The 16,258-nt window shown below is 61.6% G+C and carries 10 protein-coding genes; 2 read left to right on the top strand and 8 right to left on the bottom strand.

Annotated elements, in window-relative coordinates; translation table 11 throughout:
* From glgB to A4A58_RS24210, 3 genes are read right to left on the bottom strand one after another with little or no spacing between them, the layout of a single operon-like run.
* Positions 1 to 2,142, bottom strand: coding sequence for a 1,4-alpha-glucan branching protein GlgB (glgB, locus tag A4A58_RS24220; RefSeq protein ID WP_068736991.1), 2,142 nt, complete (start codon positions 2,140 to 2,142; stop codon positions 1 to 3).
* Positions 2,139 to 5,438 carry a maltose alpha-D-glucosyltransferase gene (gene treS / locus A4A58_RS24215; RefSeq protein ID WP_068736989.1) on the bottom strand — a complete coding sequence of 1,100 codons (3,300 nt, stop codon included), beginning with the start codon at positions 5,436 to 5,438 and terminating at the stop codon, positions 2,139 to 2,141. The genes glgB and treS overlap by 4 nt, the downstream gene beginning before the upstream one ends.
* 10 nt (positions 5,439 to 5,448) lie before the next feature.
* Positions 5,449 to 7,401 (bottom strand): alpha-1,4-glucan--maltose-1-phosphate maltosyltransferase, encoded by a 1,953-nt coding sequence (locus A4A58_RS24210; RefSeq protein WP_068736987.1) that lies wholly within the window; start codon positions 7,399 to 7,401, stop codon positions 5,449 to 5,451.
* Between the two features lie 201 nt (positions 7,402 to 7,602).
* Between A4A58_RS24210 and malQ the strand changes: the two genes are divergently transcribed.
* Entirely contained in the window at positions 7,603 to 9,555 is a 1,953-nt protein-coding gene (gene malQ, locus A4A58_RS24205; protein WP_068736985.1) for a 4-alpha-glucanotransferase, read from the top strand.
* A 24-nt stretch (positions 9,556 to 9,579) separates the two neighbouring features.
* Complete coding sequence (locus A4A58_RS24200; protein WP_068736983.1) at positions 9,580 to 11,379, top strand: glycoside hydrolase family 15 protein; 1,800 nt, start codon at positions 9,580 to 9,582, stop codon at positions 11,377 to 11,379.
* A 172-nt stretch (positions 11,380 to 11,551) separates the two neighbouring features.
* Here A4A58_RS24200 and A4A58_RS24195 read toward each other — a convergent pair whose 3' ends face one another.
* From A4A58_RS24195 to gnd, 5 genes are read right to left on the bottom strand one after another with little or no spacing between them, the layout of a single operon-like run.
* Positions 11,552 to 12,364, bottom strand: coding sequence for a Cof-type HAD-IIB family hydrolase (locus A4A58_RS24195; RefSeq protein WP_068736981.1), 813 nt, complete (start codon positions 12,362 to 12,364; stop codon positions 11,552 to 11,554).
* An 11-nt stretch (positions 12,365 to 12,375) separates the two neighbouring features.
* Positions 12,376 to 12,855 (bottom strand): gluconokinase, encoded by a 480-nt coding sequence (locus tag A4A58_RS24190; RefSeq protein WP_068737444.1) that lies wholly within the window; start codon positions 12,853 to 12,855, stop codon positions 12,376 to 12,378.
* A 40-nt stretch (positions 12,856 to 12,895) separates the two neighbouring features.
* Entirely contained in the window at positions 12,896 to 13,636 is a 741-nt protein-coding gene (pgl, locus tag A4A58_RS24185) for a 6-phosphogluconolactonase (protein WP_068736979.1), read from the bottom strand.
* A gap of 4 nt (positions 13,637 to 13,640) precedes the next feature.
* Positions 13,641 to 15,167 (bottom strand): glucose-6-phosphate dehydrogenase, encoded by a 1,527-nt coding sequence (gene zwf / locus A4A58_RS24180; RefSeq protein ID WP_068736977.1) that lies wholly within the window; start codon positions 15,165 to 15,167, stop codon positions 13,641 to 13,643.
* A 5-nt stretch (positions 15,168 to 15,172) separates the two neighbouring features.
* The gene (gnd, locus tag A4A58_RS24175) at positions 15,173 to 16,201 is read right to left on the bottom strand and encodes a phosphogluconate dehydrogenase (NAD(+)-dependent, decarboxylating) (RefSeq protein ID WP_068736975.1); all 1,029 of its coding nucleotides are present in this window, start codon (positions 16,199 to 16,201) and stop codon (positions 15,173 to 15,175) included.
* Between the last annotated feature and the right edge of the window lie 57 nt (positions 16,202 to 16,258).

Raw genomic sequence — 16,258 nt, 5'->3', positions numbered from 1 at the left:
CTAGAATTCCGGTACGAGAAAAAGTGCGGCGAGCGGTGGAAGGGTCAGACTGAGTTCGGGGACAAGCCCCTTGGCAATGACTTCGCCCGAATTGCCGACATTGCTGCCGCCATAATGCGCGGCGTCGGAATTCAACACCTCGCGCCAGGTGCCGGTGAACGGCACGCGAACGCAGTAATCATGATAGACGTTCGGCGAGAAGTTCACGACCACGAGGCACTGCGTGCGCGGGTTGGCGCCCTTGCGCAGCCACGCAAACACGTTGTTGCCGGCGTCGTCGGTGATCATCCATTCGAAGCCGGCGGGATCGCAATCGAGTTCATGTAGTGCCGGCTGGTTGCGATACAGCTCGTTGAGATCGCGGATCAGCGAATGAATGCCAGCATGCTTGTCCTGCTCCAGCAGGTGCCAGTCCAGCGACCTGTCGTGATTCCATTCACGCTCCTGGGCGAATTCGCAGCCCATGAACATCAGCTTCTTGCCGGGATGTCCGAACATGAAGCCGTAATACGCACGCAGATTGGCGAACCGCTGCCAGTCGTCGCCGGGCATGCGGCCGAGGATCGATTTTTTGCCGTGCACGACTTCGTCATGCGATAGCGGCAACACGAAATTTTCCGAGAAGGCGTATTGCAGCCCGAACAGAATGTCGTTGTGCTGGTACTTGCGATAGATTGGATCCTTGCTGATGTAATTCAGCGTGTCATGCATCCAGCCCATGTTCCACTTGTAGCCGAAGCCGAGCCCACCGAAATCGACGGGGCGCGACACCTGCGGCCATGCAGTGGATTCCTCCGCTGCAGTGGTAGCATTCGGAAATTTGGCGAAGACTTCGGTGTTGAAGCGGCGCAGGAAGCTGACGGCCTCGATATTCTCGCGGCCACCATATTTGTTCGGAATCCAGGCGCCGGCTTCGCGGCTGTAATCGAGATACAGCATCGAGGCGACGGCATCGACGCGGAGTCCGTCCACGTTGTAGCGCTCAAGCCAGAACAGCGCGTTGGAGACGAGGAAGTTCACCACTTCCGTCCGGCCGTAATTGTAGATCAGGGTGCCCCAGTCCATGTGCCGGCCCTGCAGCGGATTGGCATGTTCATAAAGGGCCGTGCCGTCGAAATTACCGAGGCCGTGCGGATCGTCCGGGAAGTGCCCGGGCACCCAGTCGAGCAGCACGCCGAGCCCCTCGGCATGACAGGCGTCGATCAGCCATGCGAATTCTGCCGGCGTACCGAAGCGGCTGGTCGGCGCATACATGCCGGTCGGCTGATAGCCCCACGAGCCGTCGAACGGATGCTCATTGACCGGCAGGAATTCCACATGGGTGAAGCCGAGATCGCGAGCATAGCGCGGCAGCGTCTCCGCGAGGTCGCGATAGGTCAGCCAGTCATTGTCGCCCTTGCGGCGCCACGAACCCAGATGCACCTCATAGATCGACATCGGCCTGTTCAGCGCATTGATGTGATCTGGGGCAGGGCGCGGATGCGGGATCCTGGTTTCGTCGAGCACGATCGATGCCGTGGAGGGCCGCAGTTCGGCGGCGAAGGCCATCGGGTCGGATTTCTGCGTCAACTGACCATGCGGGCCGATAATGTCGAACTTGTAGTGATCGCCGGGCGTGGCACCGGGAACGAACAGCTCCCAGTAGCCGGCGCCGCGCACGCGCATCGGGTGGCGGCGCGCATCCCAGAAGTTGAAATCGCCGACCACGCTGACGCGTTTTGCATTCGGGGCGAGCACCACAAATCCGACGCCGCTGACGCCTTCAAGCACCATCGGATGGGCGCCGAGCTTGTCATAGAGCCGCTGATGGGTGCCTTCACCGAGCAGATAGAGATCGAATTCGGTCAGGATTGGCGGAAAGCGATAAGGGTCCTCAAGATCGATGGACCTGTCGCCATAACGCGCCCGCAGTTGATATTTGGTTGAGCCGTTGGCCAGCGCACCGACAAACAGCCCGGCATCATGCACACGCTCCAACGCGGTCGTCGCACCGTGATCATCAATGGCATCGACCTTCACAGCTTCCGGCAGGAAAGCACGCACGACCGTCTTGTCGGCTTCCTTGTGGGGGCCGAGATAGTGAAATGGATCGGAGTGGCGGCCTTCGACGATTGCGTAGGCCTCCGCGGGCAAATTGGTCATACGGCCTCCTCAGAATACTGATTTAGAATGCGCAGAATGCCAGTCAGTGGCACCCGCAGCCAATCTGGCCGGTGCGCGAGCTCGTATTCGATTTCATACAGCGCCTTTTCCAGAAGGAAGAAGTTCAGCATTTCTTTGGTGGCTCCCGCGCCTGCCGGCCACAGCCGCGCATCGGTCATGGTCTCGCGATAGGCGTCAACGAATGCAGTGGTGGCACGTTCCCGCCAGGCGTCCAGTGCGGCAGCCAGCTTGCCGGTGTCGTCCGAAGTTACCTTGAGCGCCCGTTCCAGCGCTGCCGTTGCCGAATAATCGATCGAGCGAATGAGCCCGGCGATATCACGTGCAGCGGGCGCCTTGCGGCGGCGCTCATCGATCGGCCTGCGCGGTTCACCCTCGAAGTCGATGATGAAGATATCATCCTTGACGATCAGCATCTGGCCGAGATGGAAATCTCCGTGATGGCGGATCTTCAGTCCGTCGATATTCTCCGGCAGAAGCTCAGTCAGCCACCCCCGCAAGCCGTTGCGCAGTTCCAGCACCTGATCGATCAGCGCGCGATCCGAATCCCTTGCAGCATTGCGACGTTGGGCGAGCGCACTAAATACCGGCTCCGCACGCGTGACGATTTCATTGATCCAGAGCCTGACATCGTCGGGCGACGTCGGCTCCGGCTTGAAATCCGGGATGTCGTCGCGGCTGGCCAGCGCCATCTGCATCTCGGCGACGCGGCGGCCGGTCTGCGACATATAGAGCAGATATGGCACCTGCTCTTCACTGTGCGGCGCGTGGTCATCCACCGCCAGCAGACGCTGCTCATCGGCGAAACGGTCAAGATAGGCCGATGTCACCGTCCAGGCATCGCCCTGATTCTGCACGAAGGCATGCACGATGGCGACGGCGGTGCGCTGATCACTCTCGACCAATTCGACGCTGCCAAGCAAAGCCGGCGTATTGGTGAAGCCGGCGATGTCGGTCAGGAAACGGCTGACCTCGATCTCCGGATTGATGCCAGCCTGCAGCTTGCGATAGATCTTCACGACGTAATCGTTGTCGACCAATGCAGTGCTGTTGGACTGTTCGGTCTCGACCGCACGGATGTTCTCCAGCGGCGCAGCCGGCTTTTCGGCAAGCTTGGCCGTTGGCCGGAATTCCAGACGGTTCCCCTCTTCTTCGACCGTGAGTGAAATTCGCAAATTGTGCAGCAGCAGCGCAATGAAGATGTGGTCGGTGGCGACGTCGAGCAGGGTACCTTCGCGCGCGCCCTGACGAACCGCGGCAAAGGCCTTCGGATTGTAGCGTTCGCGGTCGAAGCGGGTCCACTCGATCTGCATGGGCAGCAGATAGCGCGTCGCCACATTGCGCTGCGTGGTTTCGAAGAGCACCAGCCATGGACGGTTGTCGCCGATCTCGCAGAACGGGATCGCGCCGGTAAGCACGGGCTGGATCGCCTTTGGCTGTCGCTCCGGATACCAGCGGCTGCGCGCCAGGAAGGAAGGCAGCACGTCGCGCTCGAACACACCGCGCGTACGGGCGAGAGTCATCCAGGTCGAGCCAAGCGGCACCACCAGCGTTTCGAATTCCGGCACCACCGGCGGCTGCGAATGTTCGGAGACATCGCGCAACTGCAGCTGGAACCAGTAGAAGCCGTAAGGGGCCAGCGTGATCATGTAAGGCAGATCGCCGATCGGCGGAAATTTGGTGCGGCCGAGCATTTCCAGCGGCACGCGTTCCTTCCACGGCGACAGATCGAGTTCGGTGGCCTGCGCGGCGCGCGACAGGTTGGCGACGCAGAGGATCGCTTCGTCCCCGAGTTGGCGCACATAAGCGAGAACGGAGCGGTTGTCGGGGCGAATGAAGGTCATGGTGCCGCGACCGAAAGCGAGTGTTGATTTCCTGACAGCAATGAGGCGTTTGGTCGCCGACAGCAGCGACGACAGACTGCGCGACTGCGCCTCCACGTTCACGGACTCGTAGCCGTAGATCGGATCCATGATCGGCGGTGCATAGAGCCGTGCGGGATCGGCGCGCGAGAAGCCGCCATTGCGGTCCGGCGCCCATTGCATCGGTGTGCGCACGCCGTTGCGATCGCCGAGATAGATGTTGTCGCCCATGCCGATCTCGTCGCCGTAGTAGATGATCGGCGTGCCAGGGAACGACAGCAACAGTGAATCCAGCAGCTCGATCTTGCGGCGATCGTTGTCCATCAAGGGCGCCAGGCGGCGGCGAATGCCGACATTGATGCGCGCACGCGGATCGTTCGCATAGGTCGACCACAGATAGTCGCGCTCGACGTCGGTGACCATTTCCAGCGTCAGTTCGTCGTGATTGCGCAGGAACATCGCCCACTGGCAATCGCCGGGAATATCCGGCGTCTGGCGCATGATGTCGGTAATCGGGAAACGGTCCTCCTGCGCCAGCGCCATATAGATGCGTGGCATCAGCGGGAAGTGATAGGCCATCTGGCATTCATCACTGTTGCCGAAATATTCCTGCACGTCCTCCGGCCACTGATTGGCCTCGGCCAGCAATAATTTGCCCGGCGCATAGGCGTCGAGTTCGGCGCGCAAATGCTTGATGACCTTGTGGGTCTCCGGCAAGTTCTCGTTATTGGTGCCGTCGCGCTCGACCAGATAGGGGATCGCGTCCAGGCGGAATCCGTCGACGCCGGCATCCAGCCAGCGTTTCATCACCTGCACCACGGCGGAGACGACACGCGGATTGTCGAAATTCAAATCCGGCTGATGCGAGAAGAAGCGGTGCCAGTAATAGGCCTTGGCTTCCGGGTCCCAGGTCCAGTTCGACTTCTCGGTGTCAGTGAAGATGATGCGGGTGCCGTCGTATTTCTGGTCGGTGTCGCTCCAGACATACCAATTGCGCGCGGACGAGCCTGCCGGGCTGCGGCGTGCGCGCTTGAACCAGTCATGCTGGTCGGACGTGTGATTGATCACGAGTTCGGTAATGACACGCAGGCCACGGCGCTTGGCTTCATGGATGAAGCGCTTGAAATCCTTCATCGTGCCGAAGTCGGGATGGATCGTACCGTAGTCGGCGATGTCGTAGCCATCGTCGCGGCCGGGCGACGGATAGAACGGCATCAGCCACAGGGTGGTGACGCCGAGATCCTGCAGGTAATCCAGCTTTTCGGTGAGGCCCGCGAAATCGCCGATGCCATCATTGTTGCTGTCGGCAAAGGTCTTCACGTGCAGCTGATAGATGATCGTGTCTTTGTACCAGAGCTTGTCGATCTCCTCAGCACGCTGTTTCGCTTTGACGTCGATATCGGTCATTACGTTCATGTCAACGCTTTCAGGCGAGGCAACGGAAGAAGATGGCGGGATCGCGCTGGGGATCGAGACGCAGGCGGATGCCGCCCCATTCGACGCCATGGCGCTCGCCGGTAATGATGTTCTCGACGGCGGCGACGTTGCGCTTTTCGTCATCGACTGTGACTTGCGTGTCGATCGGCAGCCAGAATTCATAGGGATCGCGCGACAGCGCGATGGCGCCGGCAACGGTGTTGGTGCCATCCACCGACTCCTTGACGAAGCCGATGATGTTGTCGTTGTCGACCGGCATGAAGCGCAGGTTCGATGTCTGCTGCAGCGCCGAGTTGGCGCGGCGCGCGTGATTGAGCGCGGTGATGTAGGGCTTGATATTGCCCGGCGCGTTCCAGTCACGGGTCCTGATCTCGTATTTCTCCGAGTTCAGATATTCCTCCTTGCCCGGGATGGCCTCGTGTTCGAGCAATTCGAAACCGTTATAGATGCCATAGGTCGACGACAGCGCGGCCGCCAGTGCCACCCGCGCCTTGAACATCCAGGCTTCGCCGGATTGCAGGTGATAGGGCAGGATGTCCGGCGTGTTGACGAAGAAGTTCGGGCGATAGAATTCGCGCTCGGGATAGCCGCACAGCTCGTTGAGATATTGTTCGATCTCCCACTTCTGCGTCCGCCACGTAAAGTAAGTGTAAGATTGCGAGAAGCCGAGCTTGGCGAGGCCCTTCATCAGCTTCGGACGCGTGAAGGCCTCCGCCAGAAACAGCGCGTCCGGATGCCTGATCTGCACCTCATGGATCGCCCATTCCCAGAACCGCAGCGGCTTGGTGTGCGGATTGTCAATGCGAAAGATCTTCACGCCCTGATCGCACCAGAACAGCAGCATGTCGCGGAGCGCGTTCCACAGCGATCCCGCGTCCTCGCAGTCGAAGTCGGGATTGTGGATGTCTTCGTATTTCTTCGGCGGGTTCTCGGCATATTTCATCGAACCGTCCGGCCGGCGCTTGAACCAGTCCGGATGCTCCTTGACCCACGGATGATCCGGCGAGCACTGCACGGCGACGTCGATAGCCACTTCCAGACCGTGTTCCTTGCACGCAGCGATCAGCGCATGGAAATCTTCCATGGTACCGAGTTCAGGATGAATCGCGTCATGGCCGCCCTCGGCGCCGCCAATGGCATAGGGGCTGCCGACATCGCCGGGCTCGGAGGTCAGTGAATTGTTCTTGCCCTTGCGGTTGGTCTTGCCGATGGGGTGGATTGGCGTGAAATACAGCACGTCGAAGCCCATGGCCTGCACGTCAGGCAGCCTAGCGATACAGTCGCGGAAGGTACCGTGCTGGCCGGGCACCGTGCTCTGGCTGCGCGGCACCATCTCGTACCACGCGCCGTTGCGGGCACGGGTGCGGTCGATCATCAGCGGCAGCAGCGGCGAGCGCGTCAGGTCCGGGCGCAACTGCGCTTCGGCCATGGCGGTGCGCAGTTCAGGTGACAGCAGTGGCTCATTGTCGCCGGTCTGCAGAAAATTCTCGCATTGTTTGAGGATGAGCGCCGAAGCCTCGGGCCCTCCATTCTGCGCCTTGGTCATCAGGCCGGCGCCTTCCAGCGCATCCAGCGTGACATCCTGTCCGGCCTTCAGCTTCAGCTCGAAGCCGTGGCGCCAGGTCGCGAATTCGTCGGTCCAGGCCTCGATCGCATACACATAGCGGCCGATGCCATCGGGGGTGAATGAGCCGCCCCAGCGGTCGTTGACTTCCAGCGTCATGGGGACCCGATTCCACTCGCGGTCCTGCTCGCGGCGCCAGACAACCGCTGCGGCGATGATCTCGTGACCATCGCGGTACAGGTCGGCATAGACAGCGATCGGCTCGCCCACGATGCGTTTGACCGGGAAACGGCCGGCGTCGATGATCGGGTAGATGTTTTCGATATGGAAGGCCGCGCCGATGCCGGCGGTGTCCACGATTTGGGATGTTTTGTTCACGGTGATGCCATCAACATGAGGTGTCGTCCCTGTTCGATTTTTCAAAAAGAGACGGTGCGATCATATACAAAGCCCCGTGACAGGGGTTTGGTTCCCCATGGAACTCAGCTTAGATCGACGCGTTGAAATCGGCTATCCTCTTCCGCAAATTCAGAAATTTCCCAGCAACTTTCGATTGTTGCTCTGCAAACAGCGTGCCGAATGGACCTTTTCACCAAAGCTGCCGAACTGGGAATCCAGACCGGTTTTCACGACGGTCAGGGCCAGTGGCACACCACAGGCGAAGCCGCCCTTAAGCTCATTCTGGACGCGATGCCGGTGCGCACGCCGCACCGTTTTGTGGAGAGTCCGGTTGTGGTCCGGGCCGGAGAGGGGGCCCGCACGGTCCTCAATGAGGCTGCCACGTTTCCCCTGAGCTGGAAAATCCTCGACGGGGTTAAGGTTATCGCCGAGGGAACGACGGAGGGGCGCGAGATTACCTGGCCGCGGGATCTGCCGGCCGGCGTGCACAGGCTCAGGCTGATCGACGCCAAGAAATTCCCCGACGAAGCGCCGTTCATCGTGGCACCGTCCAAGGCATTCCCCGGCGAATTCGATCGGTCCTGGATTCTCGCCGTACAGCTCTATGGGGTGCGTTCGGAGCGCAACTGGGGCATTGGCGACTTCACCGATCTGCAGGACCTGATCAAACTGGCCGCCAGTATGGGCGCCGGCGGTGTCGGGCTCAATCCGCTGCATGCGCTGTTCGACGACCGGCCGGCCGAATGCAGCCCGTATTCGCCGAACAGCCGGCTGTTTCTCAATCCGCTCTATATCGATGTCGAGGCGTTGCCCGAATATGCGGCCAATGACAGCGGCGACACGCTGTCGAGGCTGCGCGACAGCAAGTTCGTCGATTACCCTGATATCGCCGCGGCGAAGTCGAAGGGCATGCGCGCGGCCTTCGAGGCTTTCTATGCCGATCCGACATCCGGGCGTCAGAAGGCCTTCGCCGCCTTCCGCGCCGAGCGTGCGCCGCTGTTGACACGCTTTGCCTGTTTCGAAGTGCTGCGCCATCAGCACCAGACCGCGTGGTGGGACTGGCCGTCGGAATGGCTGCTGCCCGATGACGCGACCTGTGACGCCTTCCGCGCCGGACCGGACGGCAAGGAAGTCACCTATATCGAATATGTGCAGTGGAATGCCGACCTGCAGCTCAAGGCTTGTTTCGATCTAACGACTAAGCTCGGCATGCCTGTCGGCCTCTATCTCGACGTCGCCGTCGGCGTACAATCAGGCGGCTTCGATGCCTGGAACGAACAGATTGCGATCTCGCGTCATCTCTCCGTCGGCGCGCCGCCGGACGCGCTGCAGCCTGCCGGACAGAACTGGGGCCTGGCCGGTTTCAATGCCGCAGGACTGGAAGTGCAGGGCTTTGCACCGTTCAAGGACATGCTGCGCGCGTCGATGCGCTATGCCGGCGCCGTCAGGCTAGATCACGTGCTCGGCCTCAATCGCCTCTACGTCGTGCCGCATGGTTATGACGCCGACAATGGTGCCTATGTGAAGATGCCGCTGGAAGCACTGCTGGCTGTGACGGCGCAGGAGAGCGTCGCCAATCGCTGCGTGGTGATCGGCGAGGACCTAGGTACCGTGCCAGACGGCTTCCGCGATCATCTCGCATCGTGGGGCATATGGTCGTATCTGGTCATGATGTTCGAGCGTGATGAACGCTATGCCTTCCGCGGCGTTGATTATTACCAGCCGAATGCGCTGGTAACCTTCAATACCCACGATCTGCCGACCTATGCCGGCTGGCGGAGCCTGTACGATCTGCAGCTGAAGCGCTCGCTGGGCATCGATCCCGGCGAGAGCGACGATGCCCGCCGTTACGCGCTGCAGATGCTCGGCGAGGCGCTGCGGGCGCAGGGCATCAATACCGAAGACTTCTACGCCGTCGCTCACTTTCTCGCGCGCACGCGGACCCGTTTGCTGGCCGTCGCGTTGGAAGACCTGTTGGGTGTGATCGATCAGCCGAATATTCCCGGTACCATCAATGAGCACCCGAACTGGCGGCAGCGGCTGCCCGCCACGGTGGAGACGATGGCCACTTCGATCGATCGTGACGCGCTGCACATTGCAACCGCGGACAGGAGTTCGTCCGCATTGACGTAAATTTTGTCAGGTGGCGGAAAGACATTGTACAGCAATATCGAAGATTACGCGCTGATCGGCGATTGTGAGACCGCCGCTCTCGTCAACCGCAACGGATCGATCGACTGGCTGTGCTGGCCGGCCTTCGATTCCGACGCATGCTTCACCGCGCTGCTCGGCACCAAGGATCACGGCCGCTGGCAAATCACGCCCGACGCTCCGATCAAGGCGTGCAAACGGCGCTATCGCGGCGACTCCCTCATTCTGGAAACCACGCTGGAGACGGACGACGGCGCTATCACGCTGATCGACTTCATGCCGCCGCGCGGCGCCGCCTCCGATGTGGTGCGCATCGTCCGCGGCGATCGCGGCACGGTGACGGTCCGGATGGAGCTGATCATCCGCTTCGGATTTGGCGCGGCCATCCCTTGGGTGAAGCGCGACAAGGACGGCGGAGTGCTGGCGATTTGCGGGCCTGACATGACCGTGCTGCACACGCCCATCGAGACCCATGGCGAGAACCTCACGACCGTCGCGAAATTCGAAGTCAAGCAGGGCGACAGCGTCCCGTTCGTGCTGACCTATGGGCCCTCGCATCTGAAAGTGCCTGCGCCGATCAATGTCGACGAGGCACTAAAGGACACCGAAGAATTCTGGAAGGAATGGAGCAGCCGCTGCACCTATAAAGGCGAGCACCGCGATCTCGTGATGCGCTCGCTGATCACGCTGAAGGCGCTGATCTATGCGCCGTCCGGCGGCATCGTCGCGGCGCCGACCACGTCGCTGCCCGAAAAGCTCGGTGGCTCCAGAAACTGGGACTATCGTTTCTGCTGGCTGCGTGATGCCACCCTCACGCTGCTGGTGCTGATGAACAGCGGCTACACCGATGAGGCGCGCGCCTGGCATCGCTGGCTGCTGCGCGCTGTCGCCGGCGCACCGGCCGAGATGCAGATCATGTATGGCATCATGGGCCAGCGCCGCCTGCTCGAATGGGAGGCCGATTGGTTGCCCGGCTATGGCGGCGCGCTGCCGGTGCGCGTCGGCAATGCCGCGCATGCGCAATTGCAGCTCGACGTCTATGGCGAACTGATCGATGCCTTCCATCAGACCCGCGTCGCCAAACTAGAACTCGATGGTGACACCTGGGCGGTCGAATGCGTGATCCTCGAACATCTCGCCTCGGTCTGGAATAAGCCCGATCACGGCATCTGGGAGCGCCGCGGCCCCGGCAAGCACTATGTGCTCTCGAAAGTCGGCTGCTGGGTTGCGTTCGACCGCGCCATCAAAAGCGCCGAGAGCTTCAATCTCGAAGGCCCTATCGACACGTGGAAGGCGCTGCGCAAGGAGATTCATCGCGACGTCTGCGAGAAAGGGTTCGATCCCCGCGAAAACACCTTCGTGGAATCCTATGGCGCGGACGTGCTCGATGGCGCGATCCTGTTGCTGCCGGCTCTGGGTTTTCTTCCGGCCGACGATCCTCGCGTGAAGGGCACGATTGCAGCGGTCGAGAAATATCTGATACGCGACGGCTTCGTACTGCGCCACGATCCGCGCGAGGTCACCGGCGAGGTGCAGCCCGCCGAGGGGGCGTTCCTCGCCTGCAGCCTGTGGCTGGCCGAGGCCTATATAAAGATGGGCGAGATCGCCAAGGCAGAAGAGCTGTTCAATCGCGTCGTTGCGATCGCCAATGATGTCGGCCTGCTTGCGGAAGAATATGACAGCGGCGTCAAACGCCAGACCGGCAACTTCCCGCAGGCGCTGACCCATATCGCGCTGATCGCCGTGGCGCATAATCTGGCGAGCGCCAAGCGTCCGCAGGAGAAGAAGGTGGAGCGGGCGAAGTAGGGCTGAGGCGAGGGCGCTCTTTCTTATCCCCCCTTGCGGGGAGGGTGGCCGGCCGAAGGCCGGTCGGGTGGGGGTGCCACAAGCGCCGTCGCTTGTGGCACCCCCACCCCGGCCTCCGCTTCGCTCGGCCGACCCTCCCCGCAAGGGGGAGGGAGGCCATTGCGCCTGCGCGTCAGCCGCCCGCATTCCTTTTCAAAATCATCTCCACCGCTCCCGCAAAGCCTTCCGCTTCATTCGACGATGTCACATCCGTCGCCTGCGATTTCACATCGTCGCTCGCATTGCCCATGGCGATCGACATGCCCGACACCTTGAACATCGGCAGGTCGTTGCGCATGTCGCCGATGGTGGCGATGGCCTCAAGGGAGATGCCCAACCGCTGCGCCATCGCCTGCACGAAGGTGCCCTTGTTCTGATTGGGCGGCGTGATATCGAGATAATAGTTCTGCGAGCGTACCGCGACAGCCGTATCGCCCAGCGCCTTCTGCATGACGCCCTCGCAGCGTTCCAGCAGCGGGAAGTCGGCGCTCGCACCGACGATCTTGCAGGCCTTGGCGAGATAGGGCGAGAAGTCATCCACCATCACGGCCTCATGCTGGATGGTGTCGCGCTCATGCGGCACATATTTGCCGTCGTCGCGTTTGATCACCCATTCGTCATTGGTGAAAATCCAGATATCGACGCCGTGGTCTTCCAACACTTCAATGGCGCGCTTGGTGGCGGATTCCGGGATCAGGTGCTGCACGATGGGGTTGAGGTCGCCGTCCACCATTGAGCTGCCGTTGAACGGGCCGATCGGCAGCGTGATCCCCAGCGGCTTTACCAGGAAGCGCATGCCGACGGGCGGGCGGCTCGACGTGATGGTGAAACCGATGCCGGCGTCTTCCAGTTTCTTCGCGGCCGCCTTGGCCGTGTCGGTGAGGCGTTTGTCGTGGGTGACCAGCGTGCCATCGACATCGGACACCACGAGAGCGATCTTGGTCATGGTCTGATCCTTCAGGCCGGCAGTTGTTTGATGATGGCGGAGACGATGCCGTCGACATCGTCGTCGATGGATACTGTCATCGGGCGTTCGTCTGGGCCAGGGACTTCGAGCGTCTTGAACTGGCTGTCGAGCAGCGTCGGCGGCATGAAATGATTCTTTCGTGCCGCCATGCGTTTGGCGATCAACTCCTTGGAGCCGTTGAGATAGACGATGCGAATGTCGTCGCGGCCGTGCAACAGCAGATCACGATAGGCGCGCTTGAGCGCAGAACAGGCAACCACGATTTTCTCGCCGGACGCGATGGCGCGATCGATCTCGTCGGCAATGCTCTGCAGCCAGGGCCAGCGATCGTCGTCGGTGAGCGGCTGGCCGGCGCGCTGCTTCTCGATATTCGCCTTCGGGTGAAAATCGTCACCATCGGCGAAGCGCCAGCCGAGGCGTTCAGCAAGCGTCTTCGCGATCGTGCTCTTGCCCGAGCTGGAGACGCCCATCACCACCAGAGCCTTGGGTGCCAGAGTCTTGGGCACGGTGTCAGCCACGCGCGTCGTCCGGCAGGGCGGCCTTGTCGCACAGCCACACGGTTTCGCCGTCCGACCTCGCGCGGTTGGCTGGCAGATCCTGGCCCTTTAGCACGCGCGTCAGGATCGCGCGCTTGTCCTCGCCGCTCATCAGGAACAGCATCTCGCGGCATGAGGCCAGCGCCGGCTGCGTCAGGCTGACGCGCGGCACGAACGGCTTCACATGCGCTTCGGGCACGCCGACGACCCAGCGATCCTTGACTTCGATGGCGGGATAGCCGGGAAACAGCGACGCCACATGGCCGTCGGGGCCGACGCCGAGCAACACCAGATCGAACAGCGGTTTGGCTTTATCGAGCTTGTCGGTGCCGTAGAAAGACTGCAGCTCGCGCGCATAGAGCGCCGCGGCTTCATCCGGATTGGCCACGTCGGTCTTGATCGGGTGCACATTCGCAAGCGGTGCGCATGCATCCAGAAACGCAGTTCGCGCCATGGTCATGTTGTTGAGCGGATCGCCTGACGGCACGAAGCGGTCGTCGCCGATGAACCAGTGCACGCGATCCCAGGGGATTTCGCTGCGATAGGGTTCGGTGGCGAGCAGTTCATAGAGCCGCTTCGGGCTCGATCCGCCGGTCATGCAGATGGCGATGCGGCCGGGATTGGCTTCGATGCGCTCGATCAGCCGGTCGGCTGCGGCCTCGGCGAGCGCCACCGCATCTTCGACCACGACGATATGGCGATTGGGCGCTGTCATGGCGTCAGCTCAGCACGCGCCAGCTACGACCATCGCGCTTGAGCAGGTCGTTGGCTTCTTCGGGACCTTCGCTGCCGGCGTTGTAGGTCTTCAGCCCATCCTTGCCGGCCTTCTTCCAGGCATCGAGGAACGGCTGCACGGCGCGCCAGCCGGCTTCCACGCTGTCGGCGCGCTGGAACAGGATGTTGTCGCCGATCATGCAGTCATAGATCAGCGTCTCGTAGCCCGTCGCCGGCGCGGCCTGGAAGTAGTCCTTGTAGCGGAACTTCATCTCGACGCCGTCGATCTCCACGGCAGGGCCGGGCACCTTGGTATTGAACTTCAGCGAGATGCCTTCATTCGGCTCCACGGCGATGACGAGGAAGTTCTCCGCGAGGCTTTCCACCGACATGTCGCGGAACATCGCGAATGGCGCCTGCTTGAACTTGATCGCCACTTCGGTGCGCTTGATGCCGAGTGCCTTGCCGGTGCGCAGATAAAAGGGAACGCCGGCCCAGCGCCAGTTGTCGATCGACAGCTTCATCGCTGCATAGGTCTCGGTGGTGCTGCCCTCCTTGACGTCTTTCGTTTTGAGATAGTCGCCGATATCGTCGTCGCTCACATGGCCGGTGACATATTGCGCGCGTACCGAATTCTTCAGCGCTTCCTCTTCGGTTTGCGTGGTGATGGCAGCGAGAACGTCAGCCTTCTCGGAGCGAACCGCGTTTGCCTCGAAACGCGCGGGCGGCTCCATGGCTACCAACGACAGCAGCTGGAACAGATGGTTCGGCACCATGTCGCGCAGCGCGCCGGTGGCGTCATAGAACGAGCCGCGATGGCCGACGCCAAGTTTCTCGTCCACGGTGATCTGCACGTGATCGATATGGTTGCGATTCCAGATCGGCTCGAACATGCCATTGGCAAAGCGCAGCACCAGGATGTTCTGCACCGTCTCCTTGCCGAGATAGTGGTCGATTCGGTAGATCTGCTGCTCGTTCATCAGGCCGAGCAGCTCGTTGTTCAGCGCCTTGGCGGAGGCGAGGTCGGTGCCGAACGGCTTCTCGACTACAAGACGACGCCACGAACCATTCTCCTTCAGCATGCCGGTGCGGCCGAGCTGGCGCGCGATCGGCGCGAAGGCCGACGGCGGCGTTGCCAGATAGAACAGGCGATTGCCCCCGGTGCCGCGCGCTTCCTCGAGTTTGTCGAGCTGTTCGCGCATGCGATCGAAGGATTCCGGCTCGCCCGGATCGGCTTCGATGCAGGTGACACAATTGAGCAGCTTCTGCGCGATGGCGTCGTCGACCGGGCGCGTCGCATATTGCTTCAGGCCCTTCATCAGGTCGTCGCGGAGTTCCGCGCCGGTCATGTCCTTGCGGGCGATGCCGACGACGCAGAATTTCTCCGGCAGAAGATCGGCCGCCTGCAGGTTATACAGCGCCGCGATGACCAGCCGGTGGGCGAGATCGCCGGTGACGCCGAAGATCACGAACGCGCAGGGGTCTGGCTTCTTCTTGGATTTGGCAGGGCCTGGAGCTTGTATCTCGGTCATGCGGGCTACGCCTTTGGTTTGATGATATCAGGCGCGTCCTGCCGTTTTGGATCCGGATGCTGATCTGGCTCTTTGTGGCCGCCGAAACCGGCGCGCATCGCGGATAGAATCTTTTCTGCAAATGTGTGCTCCTTGCGCGAGCGAAACCGCGCAAACAGCGCAGCAGTCAGAACCTCAGCGGGGACGGCCTCGTCGATGGCGGCATTCACCGTCCAGCGGCCTTCGCCGGAATCCTCGACGAAGCCCGAATAAGTGTCGAGGGTCTCGTTCTTGGCGAGCGCCATGGAAGTGAGATCAAGCAGCCAGGACGGGATCACGCTGCCGCGGCGCCACACTTCGGCGATGTCAGGCAAATTCAAATCGAAGCGGTGCGCTTCCGGCAGCGCCTCGATATTGGCGTTCTTCATGATGTCGAAGCCTTCGGCATAGGCCTGCATCAGTCCGTATTCGATGCCGTTATGAACCATCTTGACGAAGTGTCCGGCGCCGACCGGGCCGGCATGGATATAGCCGTTCTCGATGCGCGGATCGCTGTTGTCGCGGCCCGGCGTGCGCGGGATGTCGCCGATGCCCGGTGCCAGTGTCTTGAAGATCGGATCGAGGCGATCGACGACCGTCTTGTCGCCGCCGATCATCATGCAGTAGCCGCGATCAATCCCCCAGACGCCGCCGGAGGTGCCGACGTCGATGTAATACAGGCCCTTCTCCTTCAGCGCCTTGCCGCGGCGAACGTCGTCCTGCCAGAAGGTGTTGCCGCCATCGATGATGGTGTCGCCGGGCTCCAGCAGCCTGGTCAGCGCATCGATGGTGGTTTCGGTGATCTTGCCGGCGGGCAGCATCACCCAGACCGCGCGCGGCTTGTCGAGCTTCTTGACGAAATCTTCGAGCGACGATCCGCCGGTGGCACCTTCGGAGGCGAGGCCGCTGACGGCCTTGGCATCCTTGTCGTAGACGACGGCACTGTGACCGTTCTTCATCAGGCGGCGGACAATATTTCCGCCCATTCGGCCGAGGCCGATCATCCCGAGCTGCATTGTGTGATGTCCTTTATTAATTGCGCATGAGCCGAAGCAATGTCCGGGCCATGCGAG

Origin of the sequence: Tardiphaga robiniae (assembly GCF_001618955.1) — a bacterium.
GTDB classification, from domain to species: Bacteria; Pseudomonadota; Alphaproteobacteria; order Rhizobiales; family Xanthobacteraceae; genus Tardiphaga; species Tardiphaga robiniae_A.
The sequence above is the reverse complement of the archived record's forward strand: the minus strand, read 5'-3'. Positions and strand labels throughout refer to the sequence as shown.

Excerpts from the sequence above, each read along its gene's own strand:
- A4A58_RS24190 (WP_068737444.1), bottom strand. The coding sequence starts at position 12,855 with ATGGGCGTCTCCAGCTCGGGCAAGAGCACGATCGCGAAGACGCTTGCT.
- treS (WP_068736989.1), bottom strand. The coding sequence starts at position 5,438 with ATGAACGTAATGACCGATATCGACGTCAAAGCGAAACAGCGTGCTGAG.
- zwf (WP_068736977.1), bottom strand. The coding sequence starts at position 15,167 with ATGACCGAGATACAAGCTCCAGGCCCTGCCAAATCCAAGAAGAAGCCA.
- pgl (WP_068736979.1), bottom strand. The coding sequence starts at position 13,636 with ATGACAGCGCCCAATCGCCATATCGTCGTGGTCGAAGATGCGGTGGCG.
- gnd (WP_068736975.1), bottom strand. The coding sequence starts at position 16,201 with ATGCAGCTCGGGATGATCGGCCTCGGCCGAATGGGCGGAAATATTGTC.
- glgB (WP_068736991.1), bottom strand. The coding sequence starts at position 2,142 with ATGACCAATTTGCCCGCGGAGGCCTACGCAATCGTCGAAGGCCGCCAC.
- A4A58_RS24195 (WP_068736981.1), bottom strand. The coding sequence starts at position 12,364 with ATGACCAAGATCGCTCTCGTGGTGTCCGATGTCGATGGCACGCTGGTC.
- malQ (WP_068736985.1), top strand. The coding sequence starts at position 7,603 with ATGGACCTTTTCACCAAAGCTGCCGAACTGGGAATCCAGACCGGTTTT.